At 54.4% G+C, this 15,857-nt stretch carries 13 protein-coding genes; 7 read left to right on the top strand and 6 right to left on the bottom strand.

The features are described 5' to 3' along the window. Positions 1-80: 80 nt before the first annotated feature. Positions 81-437: a VOC family protein gene (locus tag R1T45_RS19630; protein WP_209219691.1), complete on the bottom strand. Its 357-nt coding sequence runs from the start codon at positions 435-437 to the stop codon at positions 81-83. 48 nt (positions 438-485) lie between these two features. Next, positions 486-1,466 (bottom strand): NAD(P)-dependent alcohol dehydrogenase, encoded by a 981-nt coding sequence (locus R1T45_RS19625; protein WP_317390012.1) that lies wholly within the window; start codon positions 1,464-1,466, stop codon positions 486-488. A 105-nt stretch (positions 1,467-1,571) separates the two neighbouring features. On the opposite strand from R1T45_RS19625, the gene R1T45_RS19620 reads away from it, so the two are divergent. Beyond that, positions 1,572-2,453 carry a LysR family transcriptional regulator gene (locus R1T45_RS19620; RefSeq protein ID WP_317390011.1) on the top strand — a complete coding sequence of 294 codons (882 nt, stop codon included), beginning with the start codon at positions 1,572-1,574 and terminating at the stop codon, positions 2,451-2,453. A gap of 91 nt (positions 2,454-2,544) precedes the next feature. On the opposite strand, the gene trpS is transcribed toward R1T45_RS19620, so the two are convergent. Together trpS and R1T45_RS19610 are read right to left on the bottom strand one after the other, a co-directional pair. Beyond that, a complete protein-coding gene (gene trpS, locus R1T45_RS19615; RefSeq protein WP_317390010.1) occupies positions 2,545-3,546 on the bottom strand; it encodes a tryptophan--tRNA ligase in 1,002 nt (333 codons plus the stop codon). Between the two features lie 184 nt (positions 3,547-3,730). Next, complete coding sequence (locus tag R1T45_RS19610) at positions 3,731-4,285, bottom strand: hypothetical protein (protein ID WP_317390009.1); 555 nt, start codon at positions 4,283-4,285, stop codon at positions 3,731-3,733. Between R1T45_RS19610 and R1T45_RS19605 the strand changes: the two genes are divergently transcribed. From R1T45_RS19605 to tnpC, 5 genes are all read left to right on the top strand, one after another. Continuing rightward, positions 4,266-4,967 carry a hypothetical protein gene (locus R1T45_RS19605; RefSeq protein WP_317390008.1) on the top strand — a complete coding sequence of 234 codons (702 nt, stop codon included), beginning with the start codon at positions 4,266-4,268 and terminating at the stop codon, positions 4,965-4,967. The genes R1T45_RS19610 and R1T45_RS19605 overlap by 20 nt on opposite strands. After that, positions 4,960-8,271 carry a DEAD/DEAH box helicase gene (locus R1T45_RS19600; RefSeq protein ID WP_317390007.1) on the top strand — a complete coding sequence of 1,104 codons (3,312 nt, stop codon included), beginning with the start codon at positions 4,960-4,962 and terminating at the stop codon, positions 8,269-8,271. Before R1T45_RS19605 ends, R1T45_RS19600 begins: the two co-directional genes overlap by 8 nt. A gap of 299 nt (positions 8,272-8,570) precedes the next feature. Then, positions 8,571-8,966: an IS66-like element accessory protein TnpA gene (gene tnpA, locus R1T45_RS19595; protein WP_243262504.1), complete on the top strand. Its 396-nt coding sequence runs from the start codon at positions 8,571-8,573 to the stop codon at positions 8,964-8,966. Next, the gene (tnpB, locus tag R1T45_RS19590) at positions 8,963-9,310 is read left to right on the top strand and encodes an IS66 family insertion sequence element accessory protein TnpB (RefSeq protein WP_317388855.1); all 348 of its coding nucleotides are present in this window, start codon (positions 8,963-8,965) and stop codon (positions 9,308-9,310) included. The genes tnpA and tnpB overlap by 4 nt, the downstream gene beginning before the upstream one ends. 65 nt (positions 9,311-9,375) lie before the next feature. Then, entirely contained in the window at positions 9,376-10,914 is a 1,539-nt protein-coding gene (gene tnpC, locus R1T45_RS19585) for an IS66 family transposase (protein ID WP_411041352.1), read from the top strand. Positions 10,915-11,002: 88 nt separating this feature from the next. Here the strand turns inward: tnpC and R1T45_RS19580 are convergent, their stop codons facing one another. Further along, positions 11,003-12,058, bottom strand: a complete 1,056-nt coding sequence (locus tag R1T45_RS19580) for a hypothetical protein (protein WP_317390006.1) — start codon at positions 12,056-12,058, stop codon at positions 11,003-11,005. 416 nt (positions 12,059-12,474) lie between these two features. Between R1T45_RS19580 and R1T45_RS19575 the strand changes: the two genes are divergently transcribed. After that, the gene (locus R1T45_RS19575; RefSeq protein ID WP_317390005.1) at positions 12,475-12,972 is read left to right on the top strand and encodes a GIY-YIG nuclease family protein; all 498 of its coding nucleotides are present in this window, start codon (positions 12,475-12,477) and stop codon (positions 12,970-12,972) included. A gap of 173 nt (positions 12,973-13,145) precedes the next feature. Here the strand turns inward: R1T45_RS19575 and R1T45_RS19570 are convergent, their stop codons facing one another. After that, a complete protein-coding gene (locus R1T45_RS19570; RefSeq protein ID WP_317390004.1) occupies positions 13,146-15,290 on the bottom strand; it encodes a YecA family protein in 2,145 nt (714 codons plus the stop codon). Positions 15,291-15,857: the final 567 nt, after the last annotated feature.

Genomic DNA, 15,857 nt, shown 5'->3' with positions numbered 1-15,857 from the left:
GCGATTGCTTAGTCGCGGGTAAAGCAGAACAGGTTCTCAAGAAAATAGCCGCCAGACCGATTTGGCCTGCTCGAGCCAGCTCAGTCGGACAGGCACAGCTTGTTGCCGTCGAGGTCTCTAACATAGGCAGAGAACTTCGGGCCACGCTGACCGGGAGCGCCTTCGCATGTGCCGCCCAGTTCGAGCGCACGGCGGTGCATCCTTTCGACATCTTCCTTGCCGCCCACGCAGAAGCCGACCATCGAGCCATTGCCGATGGTCGCCGGCCTTTCGTCGAAAGGGCGGGCGACGGCGAAGGCAAAATCCTCGCCGAGCCAATAAGTCATGCGGTCCGAAGGTGCCATGCTGTGGAGACCTTCGCCTTCAAAAAGAGCATCGTAGAAAGCTTTGGATGCGGGCATGTCGTTTGTCCCGACGACAAAGTAGTTCATTTTCATAATAGGAGTTCCGGTAAGATTTGGGGGCTAAATTGTTGTTCCCGTCTATCACATCACGACGACGTTGCCACGTTTGTGCCCGGTCTCGACGTAGGCATGGGCCTCTTTCAGATCGGCGAGTGGATATATTCGATCCATGACCGGCGCGAGGCGGTCTTGATCGATGAGGATTATAATCTCGGCCAGCATTGCACGCAAACGGTGTGGCTTTTCCAGACCCACGGCTGCGAACATCGCGCGTTTCTGGCCGATGAGACTGGACAACAGGACCGCGGGTAAGCGCCTCAGCGTCAGCACCGGACAAAGGTAACGTCCCGCCTCGGCCAGCGCAGGTTTGGCGGCAGAGAAGGACGTGACGCCTACCGTGTCGAAAATCACATCGTATCCGGTCCCGCGAAGCAATGCCTCTTTGGTGGCGTAGTCTATCACGCAGGTGGCCCTGAGGGATGCCACGAGATCGGCGTTGCGGGCGCTACTGGTGGCCGTCACCTCTGCGCCCATGTCGGCGCCGATCTGCACCGCGGCGCTGCCGAGGCTTCCAGCCCCGCCGAGGATCAGCACACGGTCGCCGCTTCGGACGCGACCGAGGTTGCACAGGTAGTGCCATGACGTCAGCACGCCGTCGCACAGAACTGCCGCATCCTCATGCGAAAGGCTGTCGGGCTTGAGCATCAGAACCCCGTCCTCGTCGAGGCAGATATGGCTGGCATTTGCTCCGAAGCGCATCCCGGCCTCGCCGAAGACCATATCACCCGGTGCAAAGCGGCTGACCTTGTCGCCGATCGCGATTACCTCGCCTGACAGGCCAGTGCCGGACAGACCGTTCCGCGGACGCCGCAGGCCAAGGAAGGGACGGGCAAACAGTGGCTCACCCCTGCGCATCATGCCGTCGGCGCGGGTGACGGCAGAAGCGTCGATGCGGATCAGCACCTCTGACGGGCCAGGTTCGGCCAGTGGAAGCGTGACGGGGGTGAGGACGTCGGGGCGGCCATAGCGAGGAATGTGCCAAGCAGAGCGCGTCGCGGTCATGGGGTTCTCCTTGCTCCTTAGGTTTCTATCGGAATAAAGGTTTCAATTCGTTCCGAGCAGGGCCTATGATGTCCCACTGTGGTTCAAAAACGATCCGGATGACGCATGGACTGGAAATCCCTTCCCGCCTTCCTTGCCGTTGCGCGACACGGCTCGCTCAGGTCCGCGGCCGAGCAACTGGGCGGGACACATGCAACCCTGCGCCGCCAAGTCGAGGCACTTGAGGCACAGCTCGGCACGCAGCTCTTCCGGCGCGGCACGGAGGGCCTGTCCTTGACCGCTGCCGGGCGGCGGCTGCTGCCGCAGGCGCTCGAAGCTGAGGCGGCATTGCTCAAGGGGTTCAATGCGGTGCAGGGGCTCGACCGCGAGGCCGCTGGGCGCATCCGGCTCTCGGCCGACCCTATGACAGCTCATTACCTGCTGGCGCCGGTGCTGGCCGAATTTGCCGCGCTCTATCCTGAGATCGAGATCGAGCTGCGGCTTGCCTATACGCTCGACTCGATCGCTCGGAATGAGACTGACGTCTCGATCCGCCACGCCGCCGCGATCGAGGACGACGCAGTGGGGCGCAAGCTCTTTCCACTTTCGATCGGCGTGGTGGCATCGCGGGACTACATCGACCGGGCGCTACCTGCGGCAGACCGCAATGGGCGCGGTCTGAGCTGGATCGGTTACGGGGACGTGCCCGAGCTTGCCACCCTGATCGCTGAATCCGCCTTTCCGGAGGCGAGCGTCCGCCACTCTGTGCCCGACCCGGAAATGCATTTGCACTTGGTCCGCGCGGGCGCGGGGATGACCTTCCTTGCGACCTGGGTCACGGCGGTCTTCCCCGAGCTCCAACGCGTCCCCGGCACCGAGCTCGACCAGCGGCGTTCGACCTGGGTTCTCCTGCACAGCGATCTGCGCCGGGTGCGCCGGGTCCGGCTCTTCGTCGACTACCTTTGCAGCGCTCTCCAGGAACGGCGCGCGGCATTTCTGGGATCTTAATTTGATCGACTTCCCGTTGGGGTCGGGACGCATGGTCAGACCGCTATCGAGACGAAACAGACCTTGATCCGGATTGTCCGACGCCGCTCACCTACAGTTGGAATAAACCTAAGGCATTCACCACCTCGCGCTTTGTCGCCTCGGTTCGCTCACGAGCCCGTTCCGTGCCCTCTTTGATTACCTCAAGAACGTATCCCCGGTCCTCGGAGAATTGCGTCCTGCGTTCACGAATTGGAGCAATGAGGTTTTGAAGAATACCTTCCAAACGCGCCTTGATCTTGCGATCGCCAAGCCCGCCGCGTTGATACTGTGATTTGAGTTTGGCAAGCTCGCCCTGGTCTTGGTCGAAGGCGTCGAGATAGGTGAAGACGACATTGCCTTCGATGCAGCCCTGGTCTTCGACACGCAGGTGGTTCGGATCGGTGTACATCGCTCTGACAGCTCTTCTAATTTCCTCCGACGATGCCGACAGCGCAATGGCGTTACCACCGGATTTCGACATTTTGGCCTTGCCATCGATACCCGGCAACCGACCTGAGTTCGGGATGATCGCCCGAGCCTCGGGCAGCGCGGGGCGACCTGCTACTGAATTGATGCGCCGCACAATTTCGTTCGTTTGTTCGATGAGCGGGGCCTGGTCCTCGCCGACCGGAACGACAGTTGCCTTGAAAGCCGTGATATCCGCAGCCTGTGCCGCTGGATAACAGAGAAACCCTGCGGGAATATCGCGCCCGAACCCACGCGCGCGAATCTCATCCTTAATAGTCGGGTTGCGTTCGAGCCGCGCCACCGTGACAAAGTTCAGGTAGAGCATCGACAGTTCGGCCAGCGCTGGAAGTTGCGATTGCAGGCAGATCGTTGTGCGACCAGGGTCAATGCCCACGGCCAAGTAGTCAAGCGCGACCTCAATCACGCTACGACGCACTTTCTCTGGATCATGTGCGTTGTCTGTCAGGGCCTGGGTGTCCGCCAGCAGAAGGAATTGTTCATGGCTGTCCTGATAGCGCAGCCGGTTTGAAAGTGAGCCTGCATAGTGCCCGATGTGAAGCGGTCCAGTCGTGCGATCGCCTGTCAGTATGGTTGGCCTGTTCATTTACTTCTTCTCATAAAACGAGAGGCAGCGCATAGGGAAGCTTGGAAAACAAAAGGCCGCCCCTGCGGCGGCCTCGGAATACGTTTGGTCATCCAGCCACCCTGTCAGGAGGCCAGCCACCAAATCATTGCGATGGACGTAGTGTTTTCCATAAAACGCTAATTAACGTCGACATGATCGTGCGTCAATCGAATGGTAGAAAGGGTTTGATCCAGCCTCTCGCTGCAGGAGTAATGAAAGTCCGCTCAGTCCTGTGGATCGGCGTTACTGCGGCGCGCAGCGAAGGTCCGGTTTCCGACCATCGAGCAGACGACGCTCCCGGCCCAAACTTGCCGTTCAACCCGATCGCGGTGCAGCCCGTCAAACCGGCCATTCGCTGCACACGCGAAATATGAACGAGGCCGAACTCACAGATCGCGGGACCTTGCTGCCGTTCGCGGCACATGCGCCAGTGTCTGACACCGCGAAGAGTTGGAAAACGGTTTTTGGCTGAAATCGCCGGATCTAATAGTGAGGCGCCGCCAGTTTCCTGGACATCTTCTCTATTCACGTTGCACTGTCTGTTTTCAAATAGGCAGACCAATGTGTTGTAGAGGGTTTCACTCATGAGTTTTATATCAAATAAGTAGGCTATGCCGATTTCAATTTCACCAGTCGAAGAGAAGGGTTGTTGGTCCGGGTCCACATGGACGATCGACAACGATGATGAACTTGCAGAAATGATTGCACGTGTGGCCATTGGACAGTCCCGAACCGTGGAGCGGATCCTACGAACCACCGGTGACTTACCCGCAGGCTATCCCAAAGGGGGATTCGAAGGCGCAAGGAAGCTACTGACTGTCGGAACCGGCGAGAAAACTTATCACCGGGATGGCTGGGTGTTTCAGGTTATTTCTTGGATCGCCGCGCATCGGTCTGATGAAGACGCGCTGATCCGCGCACCTCAGATGATTAAAGCTGACAAGGGCTTGGACGGGCTCATAATCGAGTTCGATGATGACTGCATTGCGCAAGTAGTCATCTGTGAAGAGAAAGCGACCGAACATCCCAGACAAAAGGTCAAATCTCAGGTCTGGCCAGAGTTTGAACATTTCGAGACCGGTGCCCGCGACAATGAGCTGATTGCATCGGTTACGTCGCTACTTGAGAAATCGGATGATCCGGATCCCGATCAAACTGTCGCCGATATCCTTTGGAAAGAGAAACGTGCCTATCGAGTGGCCGTTACAGTCGGTGAAAAGCACGCCTCCCAAAAAGGGCGTAAGCGCCTATTCAAAGGGTACGAAGGCAAGGTGTCGGGCGACACAGAACGACGCCGTGCGGAAACCTTAGTGTTAGATGATGTGCGTGAGTGGCTGGACGGAATTGCCAAGCAAGCGCTTGCGGCAATAAATAAAGCGGAGATCGACAGCCTTGTATGATCCAGAAACAGCAGCTCTAATTCGATCCACGCCAGAACTTGATGATCTGGATATTGAGGCTTTACCAGATCGGCTCGCACGCGCATTTGCGGAAATTGTATCTGCCCGTGTGATGCTGCGCGAAGGCGACGCCGATCTTGCCTCGCTCAATGACACCACACGGTTTGCACGCCGGCTGGCCCAAACCAACGAAGCTTTGGTGGCAATCGATCCTGATCGGGAAAACCGAGCTGCTGCAGGCTTTGTTGCGGCGAGCGCTTACCAGTTGTTGTATCAAGCCCAGGCGCTCTCGGAACCCGAACGACCTGCTGCGTTTGTGACACCTGAAGGAATCAGCCCGGAAATCTCAGCAATGCTGCTTTTTCTGGTTGCTGAAGCATCGGCCGACGCGGCGGAGGTTGCCGCTGCCATGCGCATTCCAAGCGGTGACAGGCTTCAATCCGAATTGATCCTTCATCTAATTATGTTGGCAAATGGCCAAGTTGGTCGGATTCGACGGCACAAACGACCCCGACAAGTTGACGTTGTCACTGGTACGGGGGGCGAACGCGCAAATGCTGCGCTTTACTATCGGATCTTGCGAGGCGTTCGGGCACTTGCCTATGTGCTTCAGGGAAAGCGCATCAGAGGATTTGTGGATCCGATCGCTGTCTTCACTGAAGTCAAACAATTGGCTACGCCCGGCGCAGAAGAGTTCGACGAAGGATCCCCAGACAGCGCAGTCGCGGTATTCCCAGGGCCATTTCATTTGGCAAGTCTTCTGATCGCAGCAGGATCGGCGCTAATTGGCGGTGCGGTCGTTAGCTTGCCTCCTCCAGAGGGAGTGGACGAAGACCGGTGGGCTACTGCAATGGAAACGGTCGCTGAGACGCGACCATATCTTTGGCGCAATCACAGAGACGCTGTTGAGCAAGGATATCTGGAAATTGGAACGTCCTCGGCCATCGGTTTTCCAACCGGAGCCGGCAAGTCTACAACAGCCCAACTCAAGATCCATGCAACACTGTTGTCAGGCCGAAAAGCAGTCTTTCTGGCCCCCACCCATGCCCTCGTGGACCAGACAACGCGGGACCTCCGCGTTGCCTTCCCACGGGCAACCGTGCGCGGAGAGCGCACCGACGAATTTGGATTTTCAAGTCAGGGAGAAGACCTACCCGACCTCATGGTTATGACGCCCGAGGCCTGCCTACTTTCAAGCCACATGGAGCCAGAACGATTTGATGATGTCGGCCTTCTGATTTTCGACGAGTGCCATCTTATGCATGACAGTTCAGATGGGGACCGACGGGCGATCGATGCAATGCTCTGTATCTTGGGATTCACGCGTGTCGCACCTGATGCTGATATCGTACTCTTGTCCGCAATGATGAAAAATACGGATGAACTCAGCGGTTGGCTTGAAGAGCTTACGGGTAGAAAATCTTTGCCTCTCGACAATGCATGGAAACCCACCCGCCAACTTAGAGGATGTGTTGTTTATGACGGCAAACGACACGCTAAGCTGGAAAAACTGCTAAGAGCCGAACGTGCAAAGAAGCCAAAGGGAGGCGTTCCAGTCGCTGTAAAGCGTCAGCTCACTGCCACGCCAAAAGGGTTCTTCAGTGTCAAGCAGACTTGGGCATCTCAAGTTCGGCGGGATTATACGCTGGTTCCACTGCTTGATACCGCTCTTGAATTCTCAACCAACAAGTTCTGGAAGCTGACACCCAACTCTGGGGTTGTCGCAGCGTCCATTGCTGTTGCAGCTGCGCAGGCTGGTTTGCGCACGCTTGTCTTTTCGCAGTCCATTCCAAACGCGTTCTCAATCTCAGAAAAGGCACGCGAGGCGCTTGAGGATTGTGACGTCAAACTAACCGAAACTGAGCAGCGGTATTATGAAGTTGCTGTCGATGAAATGGGAGGAGCAGACCAGCTCTACCTGACTCTCCAAAGCGGAAAGCTTGTGTCGCAGGCGGCCACGCATCACGGCCAACTCCTTCCAGAGGAAAGGCAGCTGGCCGAAACACTTTATAAGCGCGATGACGCTCTGTCTGTCCTCGCTGCAACCCCAACCCTCGGCCAAGGCATGAACCTGCCCGCAGATCTGGTGATCATCGCAGAAGATAGCCAATACGACGTGGCATCGGGACGCAAAGACCTCTTGGAACCGGAAGATCTCCTCAATGCCGCCGGGCGCGCGGGGCGGGCTGGCGAAAGCGCGACAGGCATCGTCTTGGTCATCCCCGGAAAAGTTGTTCCGCTGGATGATGCCGAAAATAAGATTGGTGAGAGATGGACGCGTCTCCGCGCGATCTTTGGCCAATCTGACCAATGCTTAGTATTGGACGATCCGTTTACTGCACTGATGGATCGCATACATGACAAAGCATCAGATATCGGCGATCTGGAACGGTATGTCGTCGCGCGGCTTGCAGAGACAGATCAAAGTGAAGACGGTGTCCTCGATGTGCGGCTTGGTCTATCGAGAAGCTTTGCCGCGTATCGCAAACGTCAGGATGCAGAAGAAGATTGGGTTGAAAGCAGGACAGCAGCCGCCCTTTCTCTCTTGAAGGATGATAACGAAATCCTTCCCGTTGAATCTTTGTCTCTGCGCAACACCGCCTCTATGTTGGGTCTTCCCGAAGATGTCCTGAAGGACCTGTCTGATGCTCTTGTCGAGGAGGGGTTTCAGAGTTTTCAGACGGTTGAAGTATTGTGTGATTGGGTGTTCGAGTGGCTGGCTGCAACGCCTGAACATTTGGCACGAGTGATCAAGCCTGACAGTTTGAAGTATCTGTTCGGAACCGACTTCAAAAACCTTAAGGACGACGCTCAGCGTGCATCTTTTGCTCTTCCAAAATTGCAGGCAGCATTGAAGCTGTGGATGAACGGCAAGCCTCTCAAGTCGATCCAAAAGGCCCTGTCTGACAAATCCCGAGACACTAAGCGCAGTACAAGTGCCCGAAAGTTCGTTATTCGGCTCATTCCGGATATCGCACATCTGATGGGAGCCCCTCTTCAGATCCTGCAGGGTCACATCAATGTACACGCCGATGAAAAGATTAGTCCAAGTACTGCCTTAGGCCTTGCCAATCGTTGCGTCAGGCGCGGCTTCGATAGCGCGGAAATGGCGACCTTTGGGACACTAATGTCGTCAGCAAAATGGTCTCGACGTGAAGTGCATAGAAATTTTGCATCCATCACACCCTATCTCCGGCCGGCTGGTGAGCACGAAACCGTCGACGGACTTGAGTTGCGCGTTGAGTTGGCTTCAGATGAAGAACTCAACAACAGAAGTTTTCCCGATCCGTTCCAAGACGATTGATAACGGACGATACAGCAACTTTGGTTCCCCGAGCGTAGCACTATAAAGGCCGTCGAGGTGAACAGTCGGGTCAAAACAGGGACTAACATTCGAGCGTCAGCTTTGTTGCGGCAACGTAGATTTCAGTGCTGCCGCAGCGAAGGACCGCTTTCCCGCCCAGACCGGTCATTTGACAGCTCCGTAGGCAATGTCCGGTTTGAGTTCACATTGACCGTATCCGTCCGGTGTCCCTGCTCTGACCGCGCGATAAAGTGTCTGGTAGATGTCCACTATCGATGGTGTACATCTTGAGGTGAGCGATGGCGGGTAAGAAGGGTCAGAAGAAGCGGGTCTGGTCGGATGATGAAAAGCGGTCGATCTGCGCGCAGGCGCGGGTGACCGGGGTTTCTGTTGCGCAGGTTGCGCGTCGCTACGCAATGAACACCAACCTGATCCATACGTGGCTTCGCGATCCACGGTTTACATCGGAAGGTCAAACCGCGGAGTTGCCCGAGCCCGAGGAGGCAGTGTTTCTCCCAATTGAGGTCTCGGGCGTGACGTCAGCGCCAGCGCCACACATTCCGCGCTCTTCCCCAACAGGTCCCGCCACCGCGCAGCGCGTGGATATCACGTTGTCAAATGGTCGGCGCATTCTGGTGGAGGGACCAACCGCGCTGTCGGCGATTGTGGCGATGGTCGAGGGACTGACGCAATGATCCCGGTGCCGAGCAACACGCGGGTATGGCTGGCTGCCGGCGTGACGGACATGCGGCGTGGCTTCAACACGCTGGCGGCACAGGCCGAACAGGTTTTGGCCGCAGATCCGTATTCCGGTCACATGTTCGTCTTCCGGGGTCGCCGGGGTGACCTTTTGAAGATCATCTGGTGGGATAGCCAGGGAGCCTGCCTGTTTACCAAACGCTTGGAACGGGGTCGTTTTGTCTGGCCCGCAGCCAAAGAGGGCAAGGTCAGCCTGAGCCCCTCACAGCTGTCGATGCTGCTCGAAGGGATCGACTGGCGGACGCCGCAGAAGACTTGGCGACCGCTGGTTGCTGGATAGGGTAAAACTCAGCAAAACATAGGGTTTGGCGCTGTTTTGCATTCCCTCCCATAGGGCGGTCTGGTATGGATTACACCATGCTGGACGCCTTCAAATCCTTGCCAAAAGATCCTGACGAGCTGCGCTCTGTCAGCGCGCAAATGCTCCAGCATATCCAGTCTCAGGCCTACCAGATCGAGAAGCTGAAGGCAGAGCTTCATGGTCACCGCAAGGCGCGCTTCGGTTCGAAGTCAGAGGGTATGGATCAACTGGCTCTCGATTTGCTGGAAGACGAAGAGATCGCGCAGGCCGCAGAGGATCACCACACCGAGCAGCCGCCCATTGATGAAGAGACCCCAACCAACAAGCGCCAGCACAGCCGCAAGCCACTACCCAACCACCTGGATCGGGAAGATGAGGTTCTGTCGCCGGGCGAGGCATGCCACGACTGCGGCGGTGCCCTGCGCCAAGTGGGCGAGGACGTGACCGAAGAGCTGGATTATATCCCCGGCCGCTTCATGGTGCGCCGATTTATCCGTCCGCGTATGGCCTGCACCTGCTGTGAAGCCTTCGCCCAGGCCCCGTTGCCGTCCCGCCTGATCGAACGTGGGCGACCCGGACCCGGCCTTGTGTCGCACATGCTGGTCGGCAAATTTTGCAATCATCTGCCGCTTGAGCGGCAGTCCAAGATATACGCTCGCGAAGGGGTCGATCTACATCGCTCCACACTAAGCGACTGGGTCGGGCGTACCACAGCTCTGCTGGAACCCTTGGCGGAACACATTGGCAAGTTGGTCCGGGCTGGGCCAGCCCTGTTTGCGGACGATACCCCCGTTAAACTGCAGGTGCGCGCAAACACGACAAAGACCAAAACCGCCCGGCTCTGGAGTTATGTTCGGGATGAACGACCGTGGTGCGGAGTAGCGCCGCCCTGCGCTTGGTATCAGTTCAGCGTCGATCGGAAGGGCGAGCACCCCGTCAATCACCTTACCGGGTATACCGGCACGGTACATGCTGATGGCTTCGCCGGCTTCAATGGTCTGTTTGGCAAGGACAAAGCTGACGAACAGGCTTGCATGGTCCATGTGCGCCGCAAGTTCGTCGACGAGGCCGAGCGCACTGGCTCTCCCATTGCCCAACAGGCAATCAAGCAGATTGCACAGCTTTACGCTGTCGAGAAGGAGGCCCGAAGGAAAACGCCGGAAGAGCGCGTCGCCCTGCGGCAGGCCAAGGCCAAGCCTGTCTTCGACAACCTGGAGCTTTGGCTGCAGGCTCAGCTGCGCAAGATCTCTGGCAAAACCAAGCTGGCCGAAGCCATTCGGTATGCCCTGAACCGCATGCCCAAAGCCCGCAGCTACCTGACCGACGGGCACCTCGAGCTGGACAACAACACTTGCGAGAGGACAATGCGACCCGTTGCATTGGGAAGAAAAAACTACTTGTTCATGGGGTCTATTGGGGGCGGAAGCGCCGCCGCAATCGCCTATACGCTCATGGAAACCTGTAAGCTGAACAGCGTCGATCCCGAGGCATGGCTCACATGGGTCCTCCAACGTTTACCAGATCACAAGATCAATCGCATCGACGAACTCATGCCCTGGAATTGGCAGCCCGAAAAAGCCTAAAACCGCGGCGACACCGGACGCTTACCATTGACCGGTGCTGTGGTCACTTCAAACGTTTGCTCTATCAACGGCATAGAGGAGAAATGTCTTACACTGGTGTAATAGAACCATCCGATGCCTTCGACTTATTTGGAAGAAGCAGTTCTCGTTCTTGATATCTTTCTGCTGCACTTAATCCAGTTTCTGAAACAAGACGATCCGTCGTGCAGGAAAGTATCAGTAAGAGTCGCGATGAAATGTTCTCATAAGACTTGCTAAATTCCAAGATCGTAGGAAGGCATGCGCGAATGTATGCTTCAGGGTCTTTTGCCAAAAAAATGGAAAATTCATTTAGCACTTCACGCTCATGTTCAGTGCGATCAGCAGCGCAATCGCATTTATCAAAGGGCATCTTAAGCTCTGTGGGTATGCAATATGCAGCAAATCGGAAATCATTTTCGGTTAAGCTCTGCTTCAAATGGGTTCGGAGAGTTGTCCAGTCATTGGTAACTGGCGCTGAGCTGACAGTAAGTGCTCTATGGGAACGATTCAGCGCGATATCCACGTTTTGCATAAAGCTAACTCCATCCTTTAACTCTGAATACAGCTGCTCCATTTCTTTGCCAAGCTCCTCAAATAGTTCGTTCAACAACATCTGGTTCGAGGCAGCGCCAGTGATTGTCGGCTTAAGAAGTGGAGCAACGGTCCAAGACTGAATATTGATCTCGTTTGAAAAATTTTGGAACGAGAGAACCAATGGGTCGAGAATATTGATAACTTCAGTGAATCTTTGTAGCTGCCTCACCTCCAGACACCGCAGTGGAGTGGGGGAACGTCTCGGCATTTCTACATCAGGATCAGAGTGCCACTCATTCTCCTGGTATTCTACTTCCAATATGTATGGCTTTGTGTTCATTTTCCGCGCCCAGCTTTGCCAAGCATCTCTGCGGCTAATCCTGGTATGAAAATCAAGCTGGGCCAAACGTTCAGTTGCATTGTTGACCTGCCGAAGAACAACAGATCTCGCCTGCTCACTGAAGCGATCTGCAGCTTCCCTCTTACGGCGGTTTGCCATTTGATATAAAAATATGCAGATGCTTGCGAGGATGGTAATAAATGTGGCGATATCGAAACCGAATTCGATGTTGGAGAAGTAATTCATCATTATTATCATTCGACCTTCATATTTTTTCTAAATTTTCGGTATCTGTAAAAATTTTGACTGTCTACATTATACGTTGATACAGTAACTACTTAAATCCTAATGGGTTGAAGGTTAGCGTGCCCTTAAAGATGTTCTCTCCCAAATTTGCATCGTCCAAGTCGAGCGCAAGACTTTTCATTTAGGCTATTCAGCAGAACAGACGTTGGTACTCATGCGCCGGAGGTCAGCAAAGTCCGCACAGCAGACCTCAGTGCGCGACGCAGCGAATGACCGCAATCCACCCAAGGTGTCAGTCGACACGAACGGCCCACAGCAGACATCTGGCTGCGGATCGCCGCGCTGCGTTTGCAACCCGCATTGCCGCCATTCGCTGCAAGTGTAACACTTGAGGCTCGTTCAATAAGAAAGAGAAGACTTTGCCGGTTTACTTTATAGCTAACGGAGAAGCGCAACTGAGTCCGATAAAGATAGGGCGCACTAATTCACTGAAGCGCAGGATATCCGAACTCCAAACCGGCAACCCCGTTCAGCTTAGGTTACTTGGATATATTGAATCCGAAGACGAGGTTTCGCTCGAAGCAAAGTTGCATCGAAAATTTTGTCAAGAGCGCGGGTCTGGAGAGTGGTTTAACATTGAAGCAGAGGAAATCGTACCATTTCTGTTAGCCGCAGGTACCGCAGCTTACGTGCCGCCAGAAGATGCCGTTTTTGAATTCGAGAGTAATGATCGCACTGGTGTTCCATGCTTTGTGAGGGGAGCCGCATGGCTGGACCTTGAGGTCGATGAGCTATGTCCTTCTTGCGGCTGCTTCGGTGGTATCCATTTCCAAGGTGGGCCAGCGGGTGATATCTGTCTGCGTTGTGGTTACATGCCTGCTCATCACGAGCCTTCGACTATAGCCTTCGACCGATAGCGGTCATTCATTACGGGCCAGAATTTTTTTGCAGAACTTCGCCAAAGAAGAAATTTGCCTGTCATGATAGCACATAAGTCAAAGGGCTGTAGGGCTCGCCTCCTTTGGAAAAGAAAAAGATGGAACTGAGCAGACGAAGCCCATTTCATATCGGAAGTATCCAGAGAGCATAGCTAAACCGAACAGCAACGCTTGAACTTTTTTCCACTGCCACAGGGGCAACGATCATTCCGTCCAATTTTTCGCTTTCCTATCTGGACCGATAGGTTTTCGAACTTTTGAAGAGGAGCGGCATTGGAAGTGATCGCCTCAAGTCCAAAGTCGAATACGTGGGGCGCACGAACTTTTGCCCCAAATCTCGGCTTCCCAGTGGTCGGTTCCAGTAGCAACCCAAACCAATTTCCCGCCCTCTGAGCATACTTCCGATACAGCATGTGTGAGCGCAGTTTGTCAGACGCTTCCTGGTTTGGATCGGAATTCACATGTATACTAAGACCAGCGTCTCTGTGCGCAAGGGGGATAGTCAAGTCATGATGGCCACCAGTTCGCCCTGCATCCCTAATCATAAGATCAAGCGCAGAGCTCATTCTTCGAACCAAGTCTTCGCCCATCTCCAGAATTGCCAAGCCCATACCAACTGAGAACTGATTGGGATCATGCTCAACCTCCGCAACTAATTTGCCCAGCCGTGTGTTTTGAAGCTTTGTGAGAATACCCTTAGGTGTGTCATCCCCCGGCAAACCTTCCCTCCGGACGGTCATTGCGGCGTCAAGCTCACTTGCAACGCTGTCGTCCAGCAGCATCATGCTTAAATCACTGTCGACCCACAGGCTTTGGCGCAGATAATACCCAAACGTAGCCAATTCGTTGGTAACAAGTATTTTTTTACCGAACTGTGCTCTCAAGGTAATGTAGCTGAGAAAACGTAGTGGGGATGGCAGCATTTCGGTCACCACATCGATCAGAAAAAGATCGCAAACCAACGGGGCTCCAATCATGGGGTGAGTCGTTGTATTGAGAAAAGCCCGCGCTTGCATAGCCAATGCCGGATAGTGGTCCGCCAAGACGCACACAGGATAAACGCGCTCAATATTCGAAAGATCAGGTTCCCTTCCATCTGAACAGACATACCGAATGCCTTCTTTCGGAACTGCCTTCGCACAAGTGACTGCTTGATCGTAAGCCTTTTGTACGGCACGGCCAAAATCATCCTTTAGTTTTTCAAGCTTCCCTTTTCTCGCTGGAAGGGTGAGGCGCTGAGATTTTGCCTGAAAGATCAGAGCGTACTCACCAAAAACGACTAAACAATCCATTTCACCGATACGCTTCTTTCCTTCGTATACGTCAACGTTGGAAAACACGGAATTGCTTCCAAAGATCGAAATGAGCCGTTCTGTTAAAAATGTCTCCGTGAATTCACCGCGGTTTTTGGAAGCCGATGGGAAGTACTCTTTGTCTTCCGAAAACCAATAGAATGGACTGTCGTAGGTAGCTTCCACAAGCGGATAGTATTGGAACAAATACAGATCGCCTTTCGGAGCTTGCACGATAGGTGTTACTGCTACCTCATTGAAGTCATCAATTTGCAAATAATCCGTGTGACCCCTTTCGGATTGGTAAGTGAAAGCATGAAGAAACTCGACGACGTCGTCCGTATTTTTTCCACATCGAGATGCAATGTCATCAATATCGAGCCGAAAACCCTCCAAAACAGTCCATTCCGACGGATCTTTCTTACTCATTTTCTCAATAGCGGTTGTTAGTATTTGATTTTGGGACGCGAAGAGCGCACGGCAGATGTCACGCGCATCGATAGGTGCATAACCTCTATTCTCAGCGAGCCAGTCACCGTCGGCAGCGTAGCGCTCAAAAGCCATATCACGAAACTGAAAAACGTAAGCAGACTCCGCCCCATAAAAGACCGCTTCCCGAAGCGCTTCACCGGTAGAAGTCGGGTCAAATCCAGATTGGACAGCTTCGATTGACAAGTCTGCGTAAGCATCGGCCGACAATCGGTCGTGGTATTCAGCCAGAAGGCTATCCGATGACTGGATTAAAGCTGTAAATGTTGCCGGGTCAGGAATTGACCAATCGAGTTCTGCTTTGACCATGCAGCCAATAAGGGCATTGATTTCATTACGTATCAGCCTTTCGGAGGAGCGCATTTTTTCAAAGTGCTTTCCCGAAACATCCTTTCTATAGCGGATGACGTTGTCCCGGAAGCAAAGATAAGCAACTGCATGCACATAGCCCGTGCTCGTGCATAGCTGCACCAGATCGTCAAATATCTCCCGCTCAGTTCGGGGCTCTTTTTTCATGTGCGCTCCACAAGGTTATCAATAAAGTATGCTTACGGATACCTTATTGGCGGATCGTGGGCCATGCGTCCATGAATGTGAGACCCAAAGGTTGGCGGAGCTCAATTCCATGGTCCGCTCTCGACAATTGGCAGCGATCCGTTTATAGGCGCAGCGAAAGTCCGGTTTCCGCCCGTTGTGTTGAAAAACTATATGCGGCAACTGCAAATTCCTAAGAAGCGGAAAGCCGTTCTCCGACAAGCTAATTGTACCAGCGGGGTGTAGCCGAAATTCCCATAATTTGGAATTTTGTTCTACCAAATTCGTCTTCGGCGCGCGGTAGGAGAGTTTTTCAACACAATTCGCCCTTACTTCAGCTATCTCACTGATGCTGTGCCAATTGGATGGACCCCATGTGCTACATGCAGATCAGCATACCGGCGACCCTGAAATACGGCGACTCATAACAAGGTCCGTGCTTTTTCTTCGTTCCGAAGCTCAAAGGCCAATCTCTTCACCGATGCAGCTTCCGCGAGGTGAGAAACGACGTGAAGATATCCCCCGACATCGAAACCTATGCTGCCCTCG

It is taken from the genome of Sulfitobacter sp. LC.270.F.C4 (genome assembly GCF_032922545.1).
Lineage (GTDB): Bacteria > Pseudomonadota > Alphaproteobacteria > Rhodobacterales > Rhodobacteraceae > Sulfitobacter > Sulfitobacter profundi.
Note: the sequence above shows the minus strand (reverse complement) of the source record. Positions and strands in the feature narration are given on the sequence as shown.